This is a genomic window from Paenibacillus glycanilyticus NBRC 16618 (assembly GCF_004000805.1).
Lineage (GTDB): Bacteria > Bacillota > Bacilli > Paenibacillales > Paenibacillaceae > Pristimantibacillus > Pristimantibacillus glycanilyticus.
The window spans coordinates 12,505-34,049 of record NZ_BILY01000025.1; the positions used below are offsets into that span (position 1 = coordinate 12,505).

Genomic DNA, 21,545 nt, shown 5'->3' on the forward strand with positions numbered 1-21,545 from the left:
TTGAAAACCTATGAACGAAAAAAAAGCCCGCCCGGCGTTCGCACACCCCGGACTGACTTCTTCATTCTATCGATTAGCGGCTGGCGATATATTCCGCCGCCTGCTTTTGCACCTCTGCCTTCACCTTATTAATCCCGGCTTTCTTCAAATGCTGCACAAGGGTGTCGAAGGCCGCCTCCACATCACTAACCGCACCGATATAAATCGGCTGCGCATATTGCGTCGAGACGCTTTTAAGATTGGCAATCTCCGATTTCACCTGATCGGAATTAAATAGGAACCCTACCAGAGGCGTTGGCTCCAGCAGCGGCTGAATCCGGTCCTGCAGCTCTTTATACGACTCGGTCGATTTGGCAACGGGCTTAAACAGGTTCTTGTTCACGAACCAGAAGCCAGCGGCATCGGGAGGATACGTATTGGACTCGGAGGTCACGCCTTCCGGCAGGCCAACCGTACCGTCAGGCGTAATTGTGTAATTAACCCCTTCGATCCCGTAATAAGCCAAATAGGCGTACGAAGGATCCTCCATAATCAAATCAAGCGCCTCCAGCGTCCTTTCCGGATTTTTGGAGGAGGCGGCAATCGCTACCCCGTTGTTCAGCCAGCTGGATTCCGCAGCCTTCCCTGACGGATACAGCATCGGGAACGGATAGACTTCTATCCCCTGCTCCTTGCAGGACATAAAGACGTTCATCATATCGATGGAATTCCCGAATGCGATGCCCGATTTGCCGTTGCAGAAATTATCCTTAGAACGGATGTTGTTGGCGTAAGGATTTTTGTTAATGTAGCCCTTGTCATACCAGTCCTTCATGATATACGCGGCTTCCTTCTGCCAGCCCAGAATCGGTTCTTCCGCCATACTGTACATCACGGCCGCAGGGTCCTCCATATCCGCCGTTATGCCTTGAGCCAGAGGGTCGCCCGAATCAAACGGAGCCGTAAACCAGGCGAACTTCTCCAGCATGAGATAAGCAAACGGAGTTGGAAGATCGTATTGGGAGTCCAGATTAAGCGGAATCATGCCCGGATAGTCGCGTTTAATCTCCGCCAGGTACGGCTCGATCTCCGAGAACTTCGTAATCTGCGTCATGCCGGCCTTCTCCATCACGTCCTTGCGGAACAAGGCCACATTCACCTTGCGGTCGGGAGAGGACGTCGGAACCATATACGGCGTCCCGTTCACATCGGCAGCGCGAAGCGCTTCCGGTGCCATCGCCGCCATATGCCGCGGCATATATTGCTCCAGCATGGATTGGCTAAGCGGATAGAAGGCTCCCTTTGTCGCCTCCGTCACATAGAAGTTCCAATCTGCCGCAAATATAAAATCCACGTCCTGGCCGCTCGCCATAACAAGCGGATACTTTGACGCGACATCATTCCATCCGATATAATTCAGCTCAATCGTTGCGTTAATATCGTTCTTCAGCTTGTCGTTAATCGCCTGAAGCACTTGCGGCATTCCCTTTGGCGCCTCGCCAATCAGATAACCGATAAGCTTTACTTCCTTCTCATGGCCGGAACCAGCTGCAGCAACATCCTGCTTATCTGCATTCCTGGAACAGGCTGTTAATCCCAGCACGATTAACATGCACAGCAGAGCCGCACCAAGCCATAGCCGCCCTCTTATTCCCCGTCTCATTGCGCTCTCCCCCGTTCATCCAGTCTTCGTTCAGGCAGCCGCAGCAAGACGCGCGTTCCTTCGCCCTCCGAGCTGTCGAACTTCAGTCCATACTGAAGACCGTAGGACAGCTGCAGACGTTCCTCGATATTGCGGACGCCATAGCCGCCACGTCCGCCTTCTCCCGAAGGAGCTTGCAGAATGGCGTTCAGCCGCTCCGCATTCATCCCTACGCCGTCATCGCATACTTCGATGAGCAGATCTCCCTTGTCCGTCCAGGCGGAAATCCGGATTTCGCCTTCTTCGCTGTCCTTCTCCATAATGCCGTGCAGAATCGCGTTCTCGACAAGCGGCTGGAGCAATATTTTCGGCAGCCGGCAGTCGTACAGATCCCTTGGCACTTCAAATTCCAGACGGACGCTGTCGCCAAAGCGCATGTTCTGAATCCGCACGTACGCCTCGATATGCTTCAGCTCGCTCTCAAGCGAGACATACTCCTTGCCGTTCGACAAGCTTAGCTTATAAAAGACGGCCAGTTCGTCCACAACCCGCTTGATGTCATTCGCGTTAGACTCTATCGCCATCGCATTAATCAGATCCAGCGTATTATATAGGAAGTGAGGATTAATCTGTGCTTGCAGCGCCTTCAGCTCCTTGTTCTTCACCTCTCGCCCAAGCGACGACTTCTCTTCGATTAAACCCGAGATATTCTGGACCATCGTGTTGAAGTTATGCGTCAGCTCGCCAATCTCGTCATCGCTTGCCGGAAGAGGCGCCAGCTGGAAATGGCCATGCTTTATCTTCCGGACATGGATAATAAGCCTTCTTATCCTCTTGGTTGCCGATGCAGCGACAAAGAAAGAGAAAGGCAGCATAAACGGTACAACAATCAGGAAAATCGATATGATCCGGTTCCTCGCCTTCACGCTGGATTGCAAAATATCGGTATATGGCACGACAAGCGCAACCTTCATGTCGGTATGGGGAATCGCCTGCACCCCAAGCAGATGCCGGCTTCCGTCGATCGGATAATTATTATTGTAGTAATTGTCTACCTCGTCGGAATGACGATAAAGAGCGCTGACTTCCATTGCGAGCTCATTCGAATAAATAAACCGGTCGGACTTGCCTAACAGCTCGCCTTCGTCGTTGAACAGAAAAGCCGCCGCATGAGGCGTCAGAATCGCATGGTTAAGCACCGAATCCATGGCGGCGGGCTTTAAGCGCGCGCGTACAATGCCGTCGAACCGCTGAATGTCATGCTCATTCGGAATTTTACGCAATACCGTTAATTCCCGGCTGTCGGCATTGGAATCAACCGCTGTCGAAGGAAGCCAGGCGACAAAGGCTTTGGCCGAAGCAAATCGGGCGTACCAGGGCTCTGCCTCCGCTTTCTTCATATCGAGAAAATCGGCATTTTCCGTAGCGCCGGCAAGCCCTTGTCTCATATAAATCTGAATGGAATCAATGTCGTCATTATAACGGAATTGATTGATAAGCCTCGACAGCTGCAGCGAAGCCATATGCCACACGTCAATATCCTCATACGGCTTGGAATCGGCATTGACCGCCGTCTGCACAAGCTCGTTGAAGGCGATAAAATTTAGAACCTCCGTAATCGCTTCTGATTTGTATTCGAGATAAGCCTTCGTCTCGTCCAGCATTTTGCGCGAGGCATAAATCGCCGCTTCCTTATTCTCCTGCTGCGTCGTGCTGATATGAATAAACAAGAGGAGCAGGAAAGGGATCATGATCACCAGCACGTAAGTCGCAAACAGCTTGTAACGGATGCTGAAGAAGAAAGGCCGCTTCAATCTTCTTCTCATCGGACGGCACGCTCCCTGAATTCGGAAGGGGTACAGCCCGCGTTCCGTTTGAAGAAGGTGGTGAAGTAATTCGCATCGGTCATGCCGATCAGGAGCGCTACCTCGATCATTTTTACATTCTGGTCGCAGAGCAGCTCCTTCGCCTTGTTCATTCTTGTATCCGTAATGTATTCCTTGATCGTCTGACGGCTATGCTTCTTGAAATAAGCGCATAGATAAGTCTCGCTTAACTGTACATGATCGGCTATGGCGCGGATCGTGAAGCCTTTCTCATGGAAATGGGCATGGATATAACGGTGAATCTCCCTCATCTTTCCGCTCCCCGCTCCCGCCTCATCCTCGCTAGGCTCAGCCATTGCCTCCAGGAACGATATCACATATTGCTCCAAATCTCCGAGACACGGTATACGGTCGATTTCCTTCCACATGTACCTCCGTTCGGTATCCTTCGATACCTCCGCCAGCCCAAGCTGGATAGCCGTTTCCATAATCGCGATGAGGAATTGGAAATACGTATCTTTTAATCGCATAATATCAAGATCCATCTGCTTCCGGACATAAGCCGTCCATTCCCGGACGATTTGCTTAGCTTCCTCCACATGGCCTTTGCGGAGCTGGTCTCTCATCAACCGCACTTCTTCCCAGTTCGTTGCAACGGGAGCATGCGACGCAAGCACGTCCGAGAAGACAGGCTTTGATCCGTTGCCGTAATATTGATAGGCGCAAGCAAGGGAAGCCAGACGGTAGGATTCGGGGATCTCCCGATAGGAGGCTGCCGGCTGCCCGATTCCAATCCGAAGGTCGATGGCCGGTCCCGCAATCTCGCGGAGCCCGGCAAAAATCTCCTCTATCTTCTCTCTGCCTTCCCGGTAGGAGCTTCCGTACTCGCCGGGCAGAATAAGCACCAGATGATGGCTCGAATCAAACCCGGCAAGCGCTTTCATATCATAAAAGCAGTCACGGCTAGAGATCGCTTCCAGTATGCGCAACTGCGTCACGCCGGGATCCTCCGGCAAATCAAGCGGACTCCAGTAAAGGCTGGAGACGGCTACCGTATAGGAACCTTCACTTGGAAGCAGGAACGTCTCCCGACTGCCCAATGCCGGAACGACATGCGGAGAGTACGGATTCGATACCAGCCTGCGAACCATCTCCTGTCTAAGATAAGGCAAGCTATGGTCAAAGCCCTCCTGCAGCTTGCGCTCTTCCTCCTTGCGCTTCCGCTCCTCCTTGCGTTGCCGGATGGCCGCCTCCACCACGTCGCGCACTTCGTTCAAATTTACGGGCTTTTCGATATACGTAAACACCTTAAGCTGAATCGCGGATTTGAGATACTCCTTATCGGAGAAGCCGCTGAGGAAAATAATCGGGCAATCCGGATCCGCAATCCTGTACGCGGTTGCGAATTCGATTCCGGTCATCTTAGGCATCCTTATATCGCAAAGTATAATATCCGGCTTCCGCTCCATCGCAAGCTCCAGCGCTTGAAGTCCGTTGCGTGCCGTCTCTACCTCGTCGATTCCTACCGTGTCCCACGGAATATAGTTTTTCAACAATTCTCTTGTCCGGGTCTCGTCGTCAATAATTAATAACTTCAAGAGAATCCCTCCTGAATGGCGATGTGTATGGGCTTGCTGTAGACACGACTTTCGTCTTTCCATTATAGAAGGTAGTCCACGGCCTGCATACGGGAAAAACCTACGATTACCTTTGATTATTGAAGCCGTTCACTTTTGCCGTACATTTTTGCCGTACATTTTAATAGAGACAAAAAAAGCAGCAAGCCCGGGAAAAGCTTCCCTGACTTGCTGCCCACTGTGGTTACGATTAGTTTTTGACCAGCGACCAATCGTCTACTCTGACCCAATTGCCCGCGTTAGCTACCGAGTATAGACCAATCTGCGCCTTGCCGCTTGTTACCTGGATATTGGGGATCGTGATTTGCGTCCAGCTGCTAATAGAGGTGTTGATAGCCGCATCCAGCTCAGAGCCTCCATAGTTCTTCACGTAAATTTGCGCCGTGGATTGCCCGCCGCTGCTCTTCACCCATACCTTCAAGGTATACGTTCCATTCGGAAGACCGGTTATATTCTGGTAGCGGCTTGCGCTGTAGGCTGTTGCTGCGTATTGGTTACCCGACCATCTTCCCGAATGCGCGCCGCCTTCAATATTCGAGTTAGGATCCGCGGCCGTGTTAAACCACGTACTCCAGCCCGCCAGGTCGATCTGCGATACCCGGTCGGCCTCATAGCTTGGATTCATGACATAGTTATTGCCGCTTCCTACGCTCCACGTTCCCGCTGCCGCATCCAGATTGAACTGGCTGAGGGAATTCAGCGTAGGAGTCGTTCCGCTGAATGAGATCGGCATCCATTGGTTATAGCCGATGCCGTTGCCCGCGAAGTCGCTCCAGCGGTCGCCGCCAAAGAGAATGGTCGTCTGCGAAGTGCCTTGCACGGGAATAAACATCGAGGTCTGGGACACATGCGAGAAGTCGGCATCCGTTCCGTTCATCACAAACTCACTCGAGTAAGTACCGGTAATATTGGTTGAAGTAATGCAATAAGTATGGGAAGCGTTCCAGCCGTGCAGGTCGGAAGAGCATAAATAATAGACGCCGTTATACTTGAACATTGCATTCCCCTCGCGGCCGCCTGCGCTGCTGTTATAAACGTTAACTGCCGGTTCCACGTTCAAGTAATCGGATGCCCGAAGCTCGGACACATACAGATGCGATCTGCCGCTGGCGTTACTGAATACGAGATAAGCCTTCCCGTTGTCGTCGATAAAAGTAGATTGGTCGCCTGACATATTGTTCACGACATTCGTAATTGTCGACTGGATATGATTGAAGGCGAAAGTCCCCGTCGGGGTGCTGCTGGTTGCAAACGCAATCCCGCTGCCTGCCGGTCCCGAATATTGCGTAATCAGGACATATTTCTGCGTATTTGTGTTATACACGACGCCAAGACGACCCAGCCAATCGGCATCCCAGGTGGAACCGTCCGTTGCCCCCGTAATGACATTGCCCTGGAAGGTCCAGTTCACGAGGTCCGTAGACGAATAACAGGTGACAGCCGCAAAGCTGGTATCGCTGTTCTTGGACGTCGGATTATTATAGTAGGTTACCGCACCGTTATATTTGACGCCATACCAGTAATACGTGCTGCCAACCTTTAAAATATTGCCGCCTTGCGAGTAGATGGGATTGCCCGAGGTGTCCTTCCAGAATACGTCATTGTTAATTGTCTGGCTTGCAGCGTGCGCCGTCTGCGGCAGAGCAAAGGCCAGCACCAGCGCAGCGAACAGAACCAGGCTTTGCATGGCTGACAGCCACTTCAACTGAATCCTCATTTTCAGCATCCTCTCTTTACGGTATTGGTCCTTAATCCTCCTTCTATTCCTCCTTTCCGCGTTTATCGATGTTCATTTTATAGCGCTTACAAAAGGAAAAACAGACGAAGAAGTTACGATTATCTTGATTAACCTACGTTTGCATAACAAAAAAGAAGCGGCTCTCATCCGCTTCCTTTCGCTGCCTTCTTTATTTCAGCCTGCATATAATCGGCAAATTCAATGAGTTGCCTCTCATTCCGCTCCAGCAGGTTTCCTTGTCCCATGTAGTCATTCAAGCAGGCCCTCAAAATGGCATGATACTTGCTCGGCAATACCCTTAGTCCCCATTCCCCTCCCTCTTGCTTGGAGGACACTTCGCCTTCCCGCAAGTAGAGCAAAACCCTGCATAGATTTAAGGAATAATACACCGGCAAATCAATTATCCCTTTGGATGCTTCGCTTATATCCCCAAGAATGGATTGTATATAATGGATGCTCTCAACGGGCTTGAATAGTTCAGGGATCGGAACGCCCCATAAAGTCCTGCCCCTGTAATAAATAACCGTAAGATGCGCGGCTAGATCCGGGTCTTCGAATCCTCCGCAAAGGTAGCCGGGTTCCGATTGATAACGCTCGCGATGAGACTCCGAGTAGTGGTATTCGAATGGGGTCGGGTACGCAAACTCCTTTGCGTAAGACTCCAATATTATGCTTAGCTCTATCCCATTGCTGCCGGTCAAGTCATGATCCAGAAGCAAAATATGCCGCGTCATCAGCTGCAGCTCTTCCTTCGAGAGCTTATTCTTTACGACAAGGATAAGATCGATATCGCTTTTCTGCGGGTTGAAACAGCCCATAGCCAATGAACCGTGCACATAGATACCTGTTAAATTGTCTGATAATATCGACCGGAAGATGCTAACCGCCTTTTCCAAAAAAGCATCGATATCCGCCATGTCCCCCTTCAAATATACGACCTCCCCCTGAATTACAATCACTCCCCCATTATTATCCAAAATAAAATCCTATGTCTACGGCCAAGATCGCAAACTCCAATATTCAGACATACTTCCTTCAAGATTGAGACAGTCCTTGGGCCTTTTATTTTTATTCAGCTAAACTTATAAAAACCCGTTGGATAATGGTTTATTTGTGATATAATCTCCATAGTTTTTTACCAATAAAGCATTTACACTAACACAGAAATCGGTGATCACATGTTTCAATTCAAGTGGCTTTGGCACAATCTGAATGGTGATCGGGCAAGGTACATAATTGCCCTATGTCTGTCCGTGATTGGCTCATCGCTCACGATTATCAACCCGTACATTGGTCAACGCATTGTCGACACCTTCATCGCAAGCGACAATGCCGTAAAAAACCTGACCGATGAACGATCCCTGCTGATCGGCTTATGCTTTGGCATGATCGGCTTCTCCCTGCTTCGCACGGGACTCGCTTACTTCACTACCCTGCTTTACGAACGCGCATCGCAAAACATGCTGTTCCGCGTAAGGATTTACCTGTACAACAAAATTCAAGGCCAAGACATGCAGTACTATGACCGCAACCGTACCGGGGATCTGATGACCAAGATGACGGGCGATCTCGAGATGGTGCGCCACTCGCTCGCGTGGATTATCAAGACGATTATCGAGTCTCTTACGATCTTCTTGGCAGCGGTTGTCTACTTCTTCTTTATCGACGTCTCGCTTACGTTATGGCTGCTTATCCTGTCGCCGCCAATCCTAATCGTCGCTTTTATCTTCGCCAGACGCGTACGCCCGATGTATGTGGATCTCCGGGAGCGCCTGTCGCAGCTGAATACAACAACGCAGGAAAATATCGCGGGCAACCGGGTCGTCAAGGCCTTCGCGCGCGAGGAGTTCGAGATTCGGAAGTTCACCGAGAAGAATGTCAATTACTCGACGGCCAACAAGAAGGCCGCCTTGGTATGGCTTGATTATTTCCCTTATCTGGAGACCTTGTCCCAGGCCTTTAACGTTATTCTCATGATTGCGGGCGGCCTGCTCGTGATGGACGGCCGGATTACCTTTGGCGAGTTCTCCGCTTTCTCCGCGCTCATCTGGGGTCTATCCAACCCGATGCGCAACATTGGCATTATTATTAACGATATTCAGCGGTTTTTCGCCAGCCTTACCAAAATCATCGATGTGTACTACGCCCAGCCTCAAATCGTCAATGAGCACAACCCGGTTGTGAAGCACCGCTATAAGGGCAGCATCGAATTCGATAACGTCAGCTTCAAATACGACAGCGCTACGGTGCTCGAAAATATCAGCTTTAAAATTGCTCCTGGCGAAACCGTTGCCATCATGGGCGCCACGGGCTCCGGCAAAACAACGCTGATCAATATGATTCCGCGCTTCTACGATGTCACGAAGGGCCGCGTTCTCGTGGACGGCAAGGATGTCCGCAAGCTTGAGCTGGATGAGCTTCGCGGCAATATCGGGGTAGCGACGCAGGACGTCCTGCTCTTCTCCGATACGATTGACGGCAATATCGCTTACGGCAATCCGGATATGCCGGAGGAGGAAGTCACGAAGTTCGCGAAGCTTGCCGCAGCCCATGACTTTATCCGCAAAATGCCGGAAGGCTACGATACGGTCGTAGGCGAACGCGGGGTGGGTCTGTCGGGCGGTCAAAAGCAGCGTATCGCTTTGGCGCGCGCGATGGCCGTGCAGCCTCCGATTCTCATTCTGGACGATACCACCTCGGCCGTCGACAACGAGACGGAAGAGCATATTCAGCGGAGCCTGAAGGAGCTGGAATTCTCCTGCACCAAAATTATTATTGCGCAGCGCGTGTCGACAACGTCGCAAGCCGACCGGATCCTCATTTTGGAGAACGGCCGCGTTATTGAAGAAGGAACTCACGCCGAGCTACTCGCAAAACGCGGGTATTATTACGGAGTATTTATGCTGCAGAACGAAGGCATCGAGAGAGAGGTGACAGCTCATGGCAAGGAATAAATTCGACATCGACGAGAATCTGGAGTCGCCCTTTAACATCAAGCACTTCAAGCGTGCTCTCGTCTATATCAAGCGCCAGAAGAAGCCGATGATTATCGCCTTCGTGCTGAGCGCCCTGTCAGCGGGTATCGCGCTCTCCGCGCCTCTGATCATGCAGCATGTGGTTGACGTTACGATTCCGGCCAAGGATAAAGGCGGACTTGTCTGGCTGTCGCTGTTAATGCTCGGCACCATTGTGGTCAGCGTTATTCTGGCGACGATCCGCTCCCGCATTATGACCCGCGTCGGACAGGATATTATCTTTGATATCCGCTCCGATCTGTTCAAACACTTGCAGGAGCTGCCGTTCCAATATTACGACGACCGACCGCAAGGCAAAATTCTGATCCGCGTTGTCAACTACGTCAACTCGGTATCCGATGTGTTGTCCAACGGTATCATCAACTTGATTCTGGAGATTCTCAACCTGATCTTTATCGCGGCGTTTATGTTCGCGGTTGACGCCAGATTGTCGCTACTTATCTTGGGCGGCCTGCCGATCTTTATCGGCATCATGCTGCTGATCAAGACGAAGCAGCGCCGCGCATGGCAGGCGGTATCGAATAAGAGCTCCAATATGAACGCGTATCTGCAGGAGAGCATCAGCGGCATTCGCGTTACGCAAATCTTTACCCGGGAAAAACATAACGAAGGCACCTTCACCCGCTTGTCGGTCAACTATCGCAGCGTGTGGATGAGAGCCATGTACTTCAACTTCCTTGTGCCGTTCTCGGTGGATAACCTGACGACGCTCGTAACGACGTCCATTTATTTTGTAGGTCTCCTGGCGTTAAGCCCGGCGGAAGTCACCTTTGGCGTCATTCTGGCGATGAGCAGCTACGCGGCGCGCTTCTGGCAGCCGATCCTTAACATTTCCAACTTGTATAACAGCTTTATCAACGCTGTCGCTTATCTGGAACGGATCTTCGAGACGCTCGACGAACCGGTTACGGTCAGCGATGTGCCTAACGCGCGCGAGCTGCCGGCTATCAAAGGCCGGGTTACCTTCGACGACGTGACCTTTGCTTACGATCCTGGCGTCAACGTCCTTCAGAACCTGAAGTTTGACGTAAAGGCCGGCGAAAGCATCGCGCTTGTAGGTCCTACCGGCGCGGGCAAAACAACCGTCGTCAATCTGATCTCGCGCTTCTACAATGTCACCGACGGCCGGATTCTGATCGACGGGAATGACATTGCGGACGTGACGCTCAAGTCGCTCCGCAGCCAGATGGGCATTATGCTTCAAGACAGCTTTATCTTCTCGGGCACGATTATGGACAATATCCGCTACGGCAAGCTGGACGCGACGGAAGAAGAGATTATCGCCGCGGCCAAAACCGTATGCGCGGACGATTTCATCCGAGAATTCGAGCATGGCTATATGACCGAGGTGAACGAACGCGGTTCGAAGCTTTCCCAAGGCCAGCGCCAGCTGATCTCGTTCGCCCGCACGCTGCTCGCGAATCCGCGCATCCTCATTCTCGACGAAGCGACTTCGTCGATTGATGCCCAGACCGAGCGCCTGCTGCAGAAGGGTCTGAACGAGTTGCTTAAGGGACGGACTTCGTTTATTATCGCGCACCGTCTGTCCACGGTTAAGAACTGCGACCGGATTATGTACGTAGCCGACAAAGGCATCGCCGAAGCCGGCTCGCATGACGAACTGATGGCCCAGCGCGGCCGGTACTACAAGCTGTACACGGCTCAGAAGATGGAAGCCATGTAACAACGCAACGCAAAGCAAGGCCCCCGATCGGAATGGATCGGGGGCCTTTTCTATTATCGCGATAACTTGATAAGAAGCTTTTTCGCCGATTCGGTTTCGACCGTGATTTGGTAGCGCTCTTGTACTGCTTCAAAATCAATGCTGCCAGTCTCCTTGGAGGCTACTGTTTTCTCCCAGACGGTCTCGTCATCATGGCTGACCTTGAGGATAAACGTTCCCTCCTCCGAGGACGCCTCATACGGGATGCTTACCGAACCCGCTTCCGCGACGGAGAAATCGTCTACCTTGTAAGTCCCTTTCAGCGAGCCGATCTTCAAGCTCAGCTTTCCGTTAATCTCGGTTTTTACGGTCGAGACGGCTACATTGGTTCCATCGGCATATTTGGACGCGACATTAATGACAACAACCGTCATAATGAACAAGGCTAAAAAGATCCAAAATCTGTATTTGGATTTGGACTTACCGATTCTCAAATTATAACCCCCTGGCATTTTTGTCCGTCGGACAATAATTCGCCAGGGGGCTTCTAATCCCTCTTCTTGCCGTTATTTTGCCGATACCGTTCCATCCTCGTTAACCTTCACGTTGAATGAAATCTTGTTCAGCTTCGAGTATGTCGTTTCGTTATAAGCCTGCTCCCTCAGAATCGGTCTTGTGTTATCGATTTTTACCGGCGTGATTTTGCTGCTCACCTTATCCCCGTCGAACGTTAAAGTAGCAATCATGGAGTCGTACGCTTTATTTGAACGCTGCGTTGGGGTGAACACAAAGTTGCCGAGGGAATAGAAGATCGGTTTGCCCTTGTACGTCTCAATCCCCTGCAAGCAATGGCTGTGGCTGCCGATTACGGCATCTACCCCCGCGTCGATAAAAGCTTTCGCATACGTTCTCGCATAGTCCTCCGGGTAATCCTGGTATTCGTTATTCCAGTGAATATAGATAACCGTTATGTCCGAATATTTAACGGCGTTCTTAACGTAACGCATCATCGTCTCAAAATCGTAACCCGAGGCGATACCCGCCTTGTTATCCCCCGCATACCAGCTTGGACCCGAGAGCACCCGGCTTATGCCAACGATCGCTACCTTCTTCCCATTGACCTTCTTGGAGTAGGCGGTAAACGCCTCGTCGATATTGCTGCCGGCGCCGGTATGGCCAATCTTGTATTGGTCCAGATAATCTATCGTGTCGGTCAGCGCGTCCACGCCGTAGTCCAGCGTGTGGTTATTCGCAACGGATACTCCGTCGATTCCGGAGTTTACGATCGCTTGCAGCGTTTTGGGAGCGGAGCGGAAAGTGTACGTCTTGATCGCCTTTTGCCCGCGTGTCGAGATCGGAGTCTCCAGATTGGCGAAGCTGATGTCCGAGCCGGATAATAGCCCGCGTACCTTTTCAAACGGGTAATTCACGCCATACTTATCCATGTTCGCCGCAACCTTCCCATCCAGCAAAATATCCCCCGCAAAGCTGATCTCGATCGGCTTGTCCTCCGCGGCAGTCGGCTTTGCCGAAGCCGCTGCAGAAGCAGAAGAAGCTATTGCCGTTACATTGCCCGCCGCCTCCAGATTAAAGCCCAGAAAAAGAAGCAAAGCCATTACATATTTAAGCACGGTCATTCGCATCGTACCCTCCATGGAATCTATGTATCTTCCGGCCAAGACTACTAATGTGTATGCTGGGAGGAAGAAATAGATTACTAGAGGCGAATGGCTTTTCTTTTGTTCAAACTTTTGATACAGTAAGAAAAATAACGTTGTATGCGACTGGCGAAAAAAGTGGAATCAACCACGAGGGAGCATACGGCTTGGACGTTCCGTTCGCCTGGGAAAAGTATCTGAGGACAGACTCGCGTTTTTCGCGAGCCTTCCGCAGGTGCTTTTTTTCGTTCATGAACAAAACGGCATGGAGGGATTGGAATGACAAAGCTCTTGAAAGCGAAGGAAGCAGCAGATCAGGTATACGAAGAAATAAGAACGAAGGTCGAAGAATGGAAGCGGATTGGGGTTCAGCCTCATATGGCGACCATTCTGGTCGAAGGAGATCCCGCATCCGCTTATTATGCCGGGGCCAAGCAAAAAATCGCCGAGAAGCTAGGCGTAGCTTTTACTCTCCACGCGTTCCCGGGAGGAGTTGCGGAAGAAGAGCTCCTTCAGCTTGTTAACCGATTAAACAATGATCCAACCGTTCATGGCATTATGCTGGAGCTGCCCTTGCCCCGGCATCTGTCGGCAAGCACCATTGAGAAGGCGATCTCCCCGTTGAAAGACGTGGACGGAGTTACGCCTGATAACAAGCTTGCTACGGTAACGGGTGACACCGGTCTCTACCCGGCTACCCCCCAATCCTGCATTCGTCTTCTGAAGCATTACGGTTATACGCTTGAAGGCAAGAACGTAACGCTCGTGGGACGCGGCCAGACCGTCGGGCTTCCGCTGTTCCATATGCTTCAGCGCGAGAACGCCACCGTAACGGTCTGTCATTCGCGCACGCCGGATATCGCTTCCCATCTAGGCCATGCCGAAATCGCCTTTGTCGCGGTTGGCCGTCCAAGCGTCGTTACGCAGGATATGGTTCATCCCAACCTCGTCATTATAGATGCCGGAATCAATGAAACGCCGGAGGGTAAAATGATTGGCGATGTTGCAATCGGCGTTCAATCAAGCGCAGCGGCGGTATCCCCCGTACCTGGCGGGGTCGGAACGTTAACGACGGCTATCCTGTACGAAAATCTGCTGAAGGCTATTGACCTTCAACTCGGGGAGGACAAATAGATGACTGCAACGATTTCGTGGGATGATTCCATCCGTCATTTTCTGGAGCAAGCCGGCAGCGCTAGTCCTACGCCGGGCGGAGGAAGCGTAGCCGCATTAATTGCTGCGCTTGCAGCCTCGATGACTTCGATGGTCGGTAACTTGACTCAAGGTGAAAAGTTCGCCGATATTCAATCTACTATTGTTGAAGTCATAGAGAAGATGCGTCGCTTAACGACAGAATGCGAAGAGCTGCTCCAGGCGGACATCTCTTCTTTTAATAGATACATGGATGCGCTAAAGCTGCCAAAGAGCTCCGATGAAGAGAAACATATACGCAAAAACGCGCTTCACGAAGCTGCGATTCAAGCGATTGATGTTCCTCTGCGTCTCATTGAGGTGTGCCGGGATGGTCTGGTATTTACCCGTCGCATTGCGGAGTCTTCCAACAAAAACGTCATCTCCGATCTAGGGATTGGAGCGATTTTGTTCGAAGCTGCAGCCCAGTCTGCACTGCTGACGATCGAGATCAATCTAGCCTCGTTAAAGGACGCGGAGCTAAAGCAGCTCTACTCAGACAAGGTAGCCTCGCTAATGAACGAGATTCAGGAACTGAAAAGCAGCTCCCTGCAAATCACGCGCAATCGCATCCTCGGATAAAAAAACATGAATATTCTATCGCACGAAAAGAAGACGCACAGGAGAATCCTGGCGTCTTCTTCTATGTTTATTTAGACGGCTTGCCTTTTTTCCCGTTAGACTTTAAGACAACGTCGTAATCGTAAGGCACGCTGCTCACGGTGCCTTCAGGCGCGGCATACGTCGTCATCATAATGATGCGGTCGTACTTGGAGCTGTGGAGCATGTCGGCAAGCTCAATGCGGCTCGACTCTGCCATGTTGATCGGGTCAGGCACCCGGATAACCTTAACCTGGTTGCCATGCTCCTTGTCCTTCTGCTTGTCGTAGTTTTTCATAAGGCCAATGAACTCCACCTGATAATTGACGTATTGGCCAATCGTCTGCTCTAGGCTCTTAAAGCCGGAGGTATCGGACATCGGATCAATGACGGTCCCGTTCAGCCGCAGATTGGATAAGTACCAGCCTGCTTCGTTGTAGCCCCAGTCCGTCAGGTAACGGAATCCAAGCAGCACCTTCTTGCCGGCATAAGCGGACAGATCAAAGGTCTCCGTCTTCCAGCCTTCGGAGCTGCCCGTGAAGCCCGGCAGATTCGCGGCCGTCTTCGGATAGCCTCCTTCAACCAGATCGCTGCGCGTATCCTCGTTGGACAGCGAGGTCCAGGTCTTTCCTCCGTCTTCTGAGATTTGCACCACGCCGAAATCCCATTGCTCCTCGATATTATAGCTGGTATCGAAGCTGAGCTCCGGTGTTGCCTGACCGGTCAGATCGAGTTCCCTGATGAGGAAATTGTCTGCCTGGTCGCCTTGATTGCTCCATAGGACCTTCCCTCTTTCGGGATCCTCTACAGGTATCCAGTTGGTGCGCAGGAAGTCGAGTCCCTGGAAATAGAGATGATCAATTTTGGAGTCGGGCTTAAGCACCTTAAAGTCTGTTCCCCATGCAGGCGTAACATTGTCCGACTTAACCGAAGAAGCAAAGTCGGGAGCTAGATCAATGGAATTAAACTTGTAGGTGGAGGAATCCCCCTTATAACCGCTGTCGAGCACAACGGCCGTCATGTAGTCGGCATATAAGTCGGCGAATGACTTATTGATTCCCGCTTCGGTCAGCGCAGCTTCCACACCGCTAATACCGGTATTAGGGTTATGGAACAAGGTTCGAATAAACGACTCACCGTAATGATCATAGAGATACAGCTGGAACAGATACGCGTTGCCGTAATCGGAAAGAATCTGGAGATCGGACTGATCGCCCCATAAAGTAAGCGAGTTGCGGAGATTGGATAAAAATTCGTTTACGTGGTCCGTGGAATGGCCGTATCCGACCATGTACTGGGCGAAATCGGACAAGCCCTCATTGATGAAGCTTTCTTCCGCAGGATCGGTATCCCGGTGCAGCAAATGCTGAAACTCATGGGCAAATACGCCTTCATAGAGATAGGGCTTTGCTGCGGATGGTCCGGTTCTGTTAAGCCAATCCAGGCTGTCTATCGTCATCACGTTGCGGTCGGCAAAATCGCTGATTGTCGGGGAGAAATAACCGGCGATATAGCTCGGATAGTTAGGGTCATAGTAGCTTTGATCCTTAATGTTGTCGATCAGAATAACAACGCGCCCGCTGTCATCCTTGTACAAGCCGTTATACCCCTCTTCTCCTTTGCGTTCCGCCGGCGGTGCAAAGTATTCGACTTCTTTCGGATAAATGCGCGTTTCGAATTCGTTCAGCAGGTATTGTACCTGCTCGTCCGTAATTTGAACGGAGCCGTTTCGAGGATCGCCATCCGGGAATTTGAGGTTGTTCGCTACCCATACCTCGCCGCTCTTCCCGACGGCCCGAAGAGTAAAATTCGTCAAATAATATTGGCCGTTCACATCGTTATTCGTGAGCCACGGTTTGACAGTGCCCACATCCGCTTCCGTCAAGCCAGCCGCCTCTGACGACGAGCCCGGATTCCCGGAAGCCTCGCTGCCTGTCAGATCCAGCCGTCCCTCGGCTTCGACGCTTTCCAAAGTATCGGCCCTAAGCTTCGAACCTACATCCAGTACACTGGGATTAGCGTTATAGCTTTGCTGCTTTGTTGGCGCTGCCGTTGCCGCAGCCGGCGCCAGAAGACCGCCAACCAGAATAAACGACGATATCAGACCAAAAAGATTGCGTTTCACCACATACACTCCTCCTCAAAAGTTTTGCGAAGCAAAACTTGCTGCGTAAGCAAAACTTAAAGAATGATCATACAAGCAGCCCGGTATAGGCTGATTGCGATGATTCTTACGCTATGTCAACTATCATAACAAGGAGGAAAATATACGAAAGTGCCGCTGCTACCATACATGTCAGAGTAAGGAAGACTTGTGCCGCATAACTAACGCCCTAGCTTTTGTCAAATTCGGTCGGTTTCCTATTTACCGGAGGACGCGTCAGTCGAGAAACTCCAATCCCGTATTTCTCAGATCGACGCGGAACGAATAGCTGATCTCCGCATGCTTGAACATTTCCGGCCATTTCTCGTACTCCGACGGCTGAAGACGACTGCGGAAGCGATCGCCGAAACCGAACACATCCGCTCCAAGCCGCTGCGTTTTTTCAAACATCGATTTGGCATGCGCGTTCAGATCCGCTTCAAACTCGGCGACAACCTCCGAAGCATTTTGTCTCCGATAGCGAGAGCTGTCAATGAGCGTAGTGACAAGGGAGGTATCCAGTCGAATAATCGGCTTGCCATCCTTAAAAGAGGTGCTTACACGGGTATGGTTATGTACGATACGGATATCCGATTTGCTCATCAGTTCTACCTCGGAGTCATGAAACCGGTGCGTGAAAATCTCGTAAAGCAGCGATTCATCCAGATTCAGCTCTCCAACGAGTTTGTCTTTGACGAATATCGCATTGCCTGCCAGCACATAGGAGTTCTGCTTTCCCTCCGTTAACAAAGGAATCAGATTCGAATGCAAGGGGTTATACAGCTTCGCGTATACCTCCCAGAGCATCGTTCTGTTCTTTCTCGGAATGCCTCCGGCGTACTTTTCGAAAAAGAGCTTCGTATAAATCCCCGTGAGCTCGCCGGTTGGATTTGCGTGAGTGAATATCCGCTCCATGTTTCCCCTGATGACAGCAACAACCGCATCCAGCGGGACGGACCGCTCTCTGATCGCAAACTCCAAATAAGGATCCACGCCTGTCTTGGCCAAGGACTCATCGAGGAGTATCGCCCGGGTAGACGAAGGATCAAGCGCTTTGGGCAGCTTGTACCTTACTTTATTCATGGCATCAGATACCGTCTGCCCGTACTGGCTCGTCGTGAAAAAGTCTTGCTTGGACGTTGTCCCGTCCTGCGCTCCCTTGGGAAGCGGAAACCGGAACCATACATTTAGCGGGGAATCGACGGAGCGTTTCTCGAGACCCATAACGCCAAGCATTAGGCGATTATCAATATCTTTGGAATCCCAGCATCCCGCAACAAAAACGATTGGCAGGCAGAGCAGCAGCATCATTGCCCTTCCATATCCGCTTGTGCTCACAGTGCCCCCTCCTTCCCGGCTCTCCGGCCATAAGCCAGTGCTAGCAAGCCAAACAACGGAAAAACAAACATAACGTAGAGCCTTAGACCGATCGTTAAGATCGTGATGTTCTCCACTACTCTCCAGGAGACTAGGAGAGTAGCCGAAGCATACACGACCAGAAATGCGCCTGAATGAATCCATCGTTTGTTTGCCCGGGGCATTATAACGGCGACCATCTCTCCAATGGCATGGAGCTTCAAAGCAATAACGATAAACAGATAGAACATCGTCACCGATACAAAAATCGCCGTAAGATTCTCGAACAAAATCCAATAATGCGATATACTATCCATTTTGGAGATAAACGGGAAGGTAAGCCTCTTGCTTAATTCTCTACCGAACGTCATAACCGGCAAATAGATATAACCCATAATTAGAGGAAGCGTACATAAAAGGGCAGCCGAATACATTTTCCAATTGCGCCTTGCGGAATGCCGCGTATGAGGTCCGATAAGTGACGTGATAACGAAACCCATCCAAATGAACGAAGCCGCATAAAACCGCTTGTCCAATAGAAAATCCCCGTTTGTGCGAATCCAGGGTGCCCCAGTTATCCAATGCACGTCGCTCAGACCAACAATCAGCAGGACCAAGGTTAATAGCAGCGTCAACAGAAAAAACACCCTGGCCGCCCGAACGATGGGCATCATCCCCGCTAGAGCAAGTATGGCCGGAGCAATCAGCATGCCGTTAAGAAAAGCGATAGGCGTGGTCGGAAGCATCGTCATCGTAATAACTTCCGTATAAGCCCTCAGCATAACGACAAGCGCCGTCAGCAAAAAAAAGATAACGGGCAGACAGATCACGCAGGTCCAGATTCCCCCGATAGAGGCATGTATTCCGGCTATAAGCTTCTCTCCGTTTAATTGAGCTAATAACCTGCTGAAAATCCACGAGCTGAGCAGCGCGCCGGCGGCCCATACGGCAATTGGAATCCAATAAGCTCCTTCCGTGCTGCGAATGATAAAGTTAGGGTAAATAAAGCCTGCCACCGCTCCTTTGTATAGCATTTGAATGGCAAGCATATCATAGCCGCTGAGAGTCGATAGACGCTTCATAGGACAATCCTTCCCTTTTCGATGCGAATATTAGGTTACCTTATTCTTTTTTGGCCACAAGGATGTGAGGTACGGCGTTCCAAAGGTCTCTATGCAACTAAGGTATATAATGAGGCAGGCGAAGCAGAAAACAATGCCAAGCAAGCCTGCTATGGAAGCTCCCGCTACAATGAAATATTTCAGAATTCGCTGGACGAGCCCCATTTGATAGTCGATTACAATAAAATTCGTAATGGCGGTAGCCGCCACCACGATAATAAGCAGATTGCTGACGATATTTGCCTGAATGATCGCTTGCCCAAGCACAACCCCTCCAACCATCGTAACCGTTGAGCTAACCGTCTTGGGCAGCCGCAAGCCCGCTTCCGTTATAAAGTCGATCATAATCAGCATGAGAAGCGTTTCCACAAACACGGGGTAAGGCACGCCCTCGCGGCTTGCGGCAGCTGCCAGGCTGATCTCCAGACGATTGACGTCCACGTTGATGGAGGTAAGCGCTACGTACAGGGCAGGAAGGAATAAATTGATAAACATGGCCAGGAAACGCAGCGTAAGAAGGAAATTGGTTACAAACGGATTGACGTATTTATCTTCTGGAGAATGCCAGAAGTCGGTGTATACCGAAGGAATGCTCAAAGCAAACGGAGAGCCGTCAATCATAATAATGGCCTTTCCTTTAAGCAGATCCATGGAAACCCGGTCCGGTCTTTCCGTGGAAATTGCCAAGGGAAATAGATGGAATCGTTTTCTGGACATGAGAATCCGCAGGAACTGCGCGCTGTCCTGGATGGATTCGATCCGAATTTCGGCGATCCGATCCTGCAGATCGGATAACAATTCGGGGTCAATGGCATCCGCATAATAATACAGGGCAACACGCGTATGGCTGGCCGTACCAATTACGGTTTCCCACATTTTCAGCTTTGACGAATGAATCTGCTGCCTGATGAGAGCGGTGTTTACATCCAGGCTTTCGATAAAGGCGTTCATCGGGCCTTGAAGAACATTTTCGGTTACGGGCGATCCGATTCCCCTTTGTTGGTTTTCCGCTAAAGGCAGGATCAGCCCGGCAGAGGAGCTCTGCTTGCATAACACGGCCGACCCGCTGCAAACCGCTATTTCGCAGCGTTGAAACTCTCCTTCCATTAAGCCGGCTCCGCTATATCGGGAAAGGCGAAAGGATAAATCCCCGCCGCTCTCATCCCCGAGCAGAAATTCAAGCTTTTCAGTCGAGCACAAAGAATCCAAATAACACAAGTACAATTCTTCGCCTTCGACCGCTCCTATGAGCGATGCCCTGTAGTCGCTGGAATCCGCGAAGGCTTCGTTAAGAAGCCCGAGTAATGGCACCGAATCCGGCTGTTCGGTCAAACGGTAGATGGAAGCTAGAATATCGCGCATAAAGTTTGGCCTCCTTGTTTGAATGAATGGAGTATCCTTGTTGTATTGTTTCCAGTTAAGCCCAAGACATGTAAAAAAAGCATCTGATGTTCAACGCCTTATTTATCGCTGTCCTCCAAAAAAACAAAAAGCCACTTCACGTGAAGTGGCTTAAAGCTCCCTGGCTGAGTCTTGATGAATTAAAAATTACATGCCGATAAACATATTCATGCTGAAAGGTCCCCAGTTCTCGCCGTTAAATCCTGCTCCCCCTTCCAGATTCACAAAGCAAGGAAGAACAATATAAAACGTGCGGGGAGGAATGTTGCTCCTGAACGTCATGAGAAAATGCATGCCTGAATTGTCCGCGGGCGTTATCATCGCCATATCCGGCCGGATGGCGTTCGATGCCGTTAGGGCATCCCCCATATTTACGCTTGCGGCACTATTCGTTCCGGCATTGCTGCGAATCCAATAGTTAGATAAACGTACGGCCGAATTAAGGTCAGCCCGCCGATCATACGTTAACAGAATTTGATTTGCGGCTATCTGCCTGGCACTCATTAGCACGGGATGATCATCCAGACGTTCGAATGGCGAATTGTACATGCCATA

The 21,545-nt window shown here is 50.9% G+C and carries 16 protein-coding genes and 1 riboswitch; of the genes, 4 read left to right on the forward strand and 12 right to left on the reverse strand.

The genetic code is table 11. From position 1 onward, the window contains the following. Window positions 1-73: 73 nt before the first annotated feature. The 5 genes from PGL01S_RS19270 to PGL01S_RS19290 all read right to left on the reverse strand — a co-directional run bounded on the left by PGL01S_RS19270 (window position 74) and on the right by PGL01S_RS19290 (window position 7,751). Entirely contained in the window at window positions 74-1,642 is a 1,569-nt protein-coding gene (locus PGL01S_RS19270) for an extracellular solute-binding protein (RefSeq protein ID WP_127496217.1), read from the reverse strand. After that, window positions 1,639-3,447, reverse strand: a complete 1,809-nt coding sequence (locus PGL01S_RS19275) for a cache domain-containing sensor histidine kinase (RefSeq protein ID WP_127496218.1) — start codon at window positions 3,445-3,447, stop codon at window positions 1,639-1,641. The genes PGL01S_RS19270 and PGL01S_RS19275 overlap by 4 nt, the downstream gene beginning before the upstream one ends. Continuing rightward, window positions 3,444-5,045 carry a response regulator gene (locus tag PGL01S_RS19280; protein WP_127496219.1) on the reverse strand — a complete coding sequence of 534 codons (1,602 nt, stop codon included), beginning with the start codon at window positions 5,043-5,045 and terminating at the stop codon, window positions 3,444-3,446. The genes PGL01S_RS19275 and PGL01S_RS19280 overlap by 4 nt, the downstream gene beginning before the upstream one ends. Window positions 5,046-5,274: 229 nt before the next feature. Continuing rightward, window positions 5,275-6,801, reverse strand: a complete 1,527-nt coding sequence (locus PGL01S_RS19285; protein ID WP_127496220.1) for a family 43 glycosylhydrolase — start codon at window positions 6,799-6,801, stop codon at window positions 5,275-5,277. 164 nt (window positions 6,802-6,965) lie between these two features. Beyond that, window positions 6,966-7,751, reverse strand: coding sequence for an aminoglycoside adenylyltransferase domain-containing protein (locus tag PGL01S_RS19290; RefSeq protein ID WP_244935656.1), 786 nt, complete (start codon window positions 7,749-7,751; stop codon window positions 6,966-6,968). A gap of 249 nt (window positions 7,752-8,000) precedes the next feature. On the opposite strand from PGL01S_RS19290, the gene PGL01S_RS19295 reads away from it, so the two are divergent. Next, window positions 8,001-9,776: an ABC transporter ATP-binding protein gene (locus PGL01S_RS19295; protein WP_116394162.1), complete on the forward strand. Its 1,776-nt coding sequence runs from the start codon at window positions 8,001-8,003 to the stop codon at window positions 9,774-9,776. Continuing rightward, the gene (locus PGL01S_RS19300; protein WP_127496221.1) at window positions 9,763-11,541 is read left to right on the forward strand and encodes an ABC transporter ATP-binding protein; all 1,779 of its coding nucleotides are present in this window, start codon (window positions 9,763-9,765) and stop codon (window positions 11,539-11,541) included. Before PGL01S_RS19295 ends, PGL01S_RS19300 begins: the two co-directional genes overlap by 14 nt. A gap of 53 nt (window positions 11,542-11,594) precedes the next feature. On the opposite strand, the gene PGL01S_RS19305 is transcribed toward PGL01S_RS19300, so the two are convergent. Both PGL01S_RS19305 and PGL01S_RS19310 read right to left on the reverse strand, forming a co-directional pair. Then, window positions 11,595-12,014 carry a hypothetical protein gene (locus tag PGL01S_RS19305; protein ID WP_127496222.1) on the reverse strand — a complete coding sequence of 140 codons (420 nt, stop codon included), beginning with the start codon at window positions 12,012-12,014 and terminating at the stop codon, window positions 11,595-11,597. A 72-nt stretch (window positions 12,015-12,086) separates the two neighbouring features. Continuing rightward, window positions 12,087-13,157, reverse strand: coding sequence for a CapA family protein (locus PGL01S_RS19310; protein ID WP_244935658.1), 1,071 nt, complete (start codon window positions 13,155-13,157; stop codon window positions 12,087-12,089). Window positions 13,158-13,290: 133 nt separating this feature from the next. Then, window positions 13,291-13,375, forward strand: a riboswitch (ZMP/ZTP riboswitch). An 82-nt stretch (window positions 13,376-13,457) separates the two neighbouring features. Between PGL01S_RS19310 and PGL01S_RS19315 the strand changes: the two genes are divergently transcribed. Next, on the forward strand, window positions 13,458-14,312 hold the full coding sequence (locus tag PGL01S_RS19315) for a bifunctional 5,10-methylenetetrahydrofolate dehydrogenase/5,10-methenyltetrahydrofolate cyclohydrolase (protein WP_127496224.1): 855 nt from the start codon (window positions 13,458-13,460) through the stop codon (window positions 14,310-14,312). After that, window positions 14,313-14,951 carry a cyclodeaminase/cyclohydrolase family protein gene (locus PGL01S_RS19320; RefSeq protein ID WP_127496225.1) on the forward strand — a complete coding sequence of 213 codons (639 nt, stop codon included), beginning with the start codon at window positions 14,313-14,315 and terminating at the stop codon, window positions 14,949-14,951. A gap of 67 nt (window positions 14,952-15,018) precedes the next feature. Here the strand turns inward: PGL01S_RS19320 and PGL01S_RS19325 are convergent, their stop codons facing one another. The 5 genes from PGL01S_RS19325 to PGL01S_RS19345 form a co-directional block, all read right to left on the reverse strand. After that, the gene (locus PGL01S_RS19325) at window positions 15,019-17,094 is read right to left on the reverse strand and encodes a choice-of-anchor J domain-containing protein (protein ID WP_127496226.1); all 2,076 of its coding nucleotides are present in this window, start codon (window positions 17,092-17,094) and stop codon (window positions 15,019-15,021) included. 255 nt (window positions 17,095-17,349) lie between these two features. After that, window positions 17,350-18,450 carry a Ger(x)C family spore germination protein gene (locus PGL01S_RS19330; protein WP_164775520.1) on the reverse strand — a complete coding sequence of 367 codons (1,101 nt, stop codon included), beginning with the start codon at window positions 18,448-18,450 and terminating at the stop codon, window positions 17,350-17,352. Beyond that, window positions 18,447-19,550 (reverse strand): GerAB/ArcD/ProY family transporter, encoded by a 1,104-nt coding sequence (locus PGL01S_RS19335; RefSeq protein ID WP_127496228.1) that lies wholly within the window; start codon window positions 19,548-19,550, stop codon window positions 18,447-18,449. Before PGL01S_RS19335 ends, PGL01S_RS19330 begins: the two co-directional genes overlap by 4 nt. Window positions 19,551-19,580: 30 nt before the next feature. Further along, window positions 19,581-20,951, reverse strand: coding sequence for a spore germination protein (locus PGL01S_RS19340; RefSeq protein WP_127496229.1), 1,371 nt, complete (start codon window positions 20,949-20,951; stop codon window positions 19,581-19,583). A 186-nt stretch (window positions 20,952-21,137) separates the two neighbouring features. Beyond that, window positions 21,138-21,539, reverse strand: coding sequence for a hypothetical protein (locus PGL01S_RS19345; protein ID WP_127496230.1), 402 nt, complete (start codon window positions 21,537-21,539; stop codon window positions 21,138-21,140). Window positions 21,540-21,545: the final 6 nt, after the last annotated feature.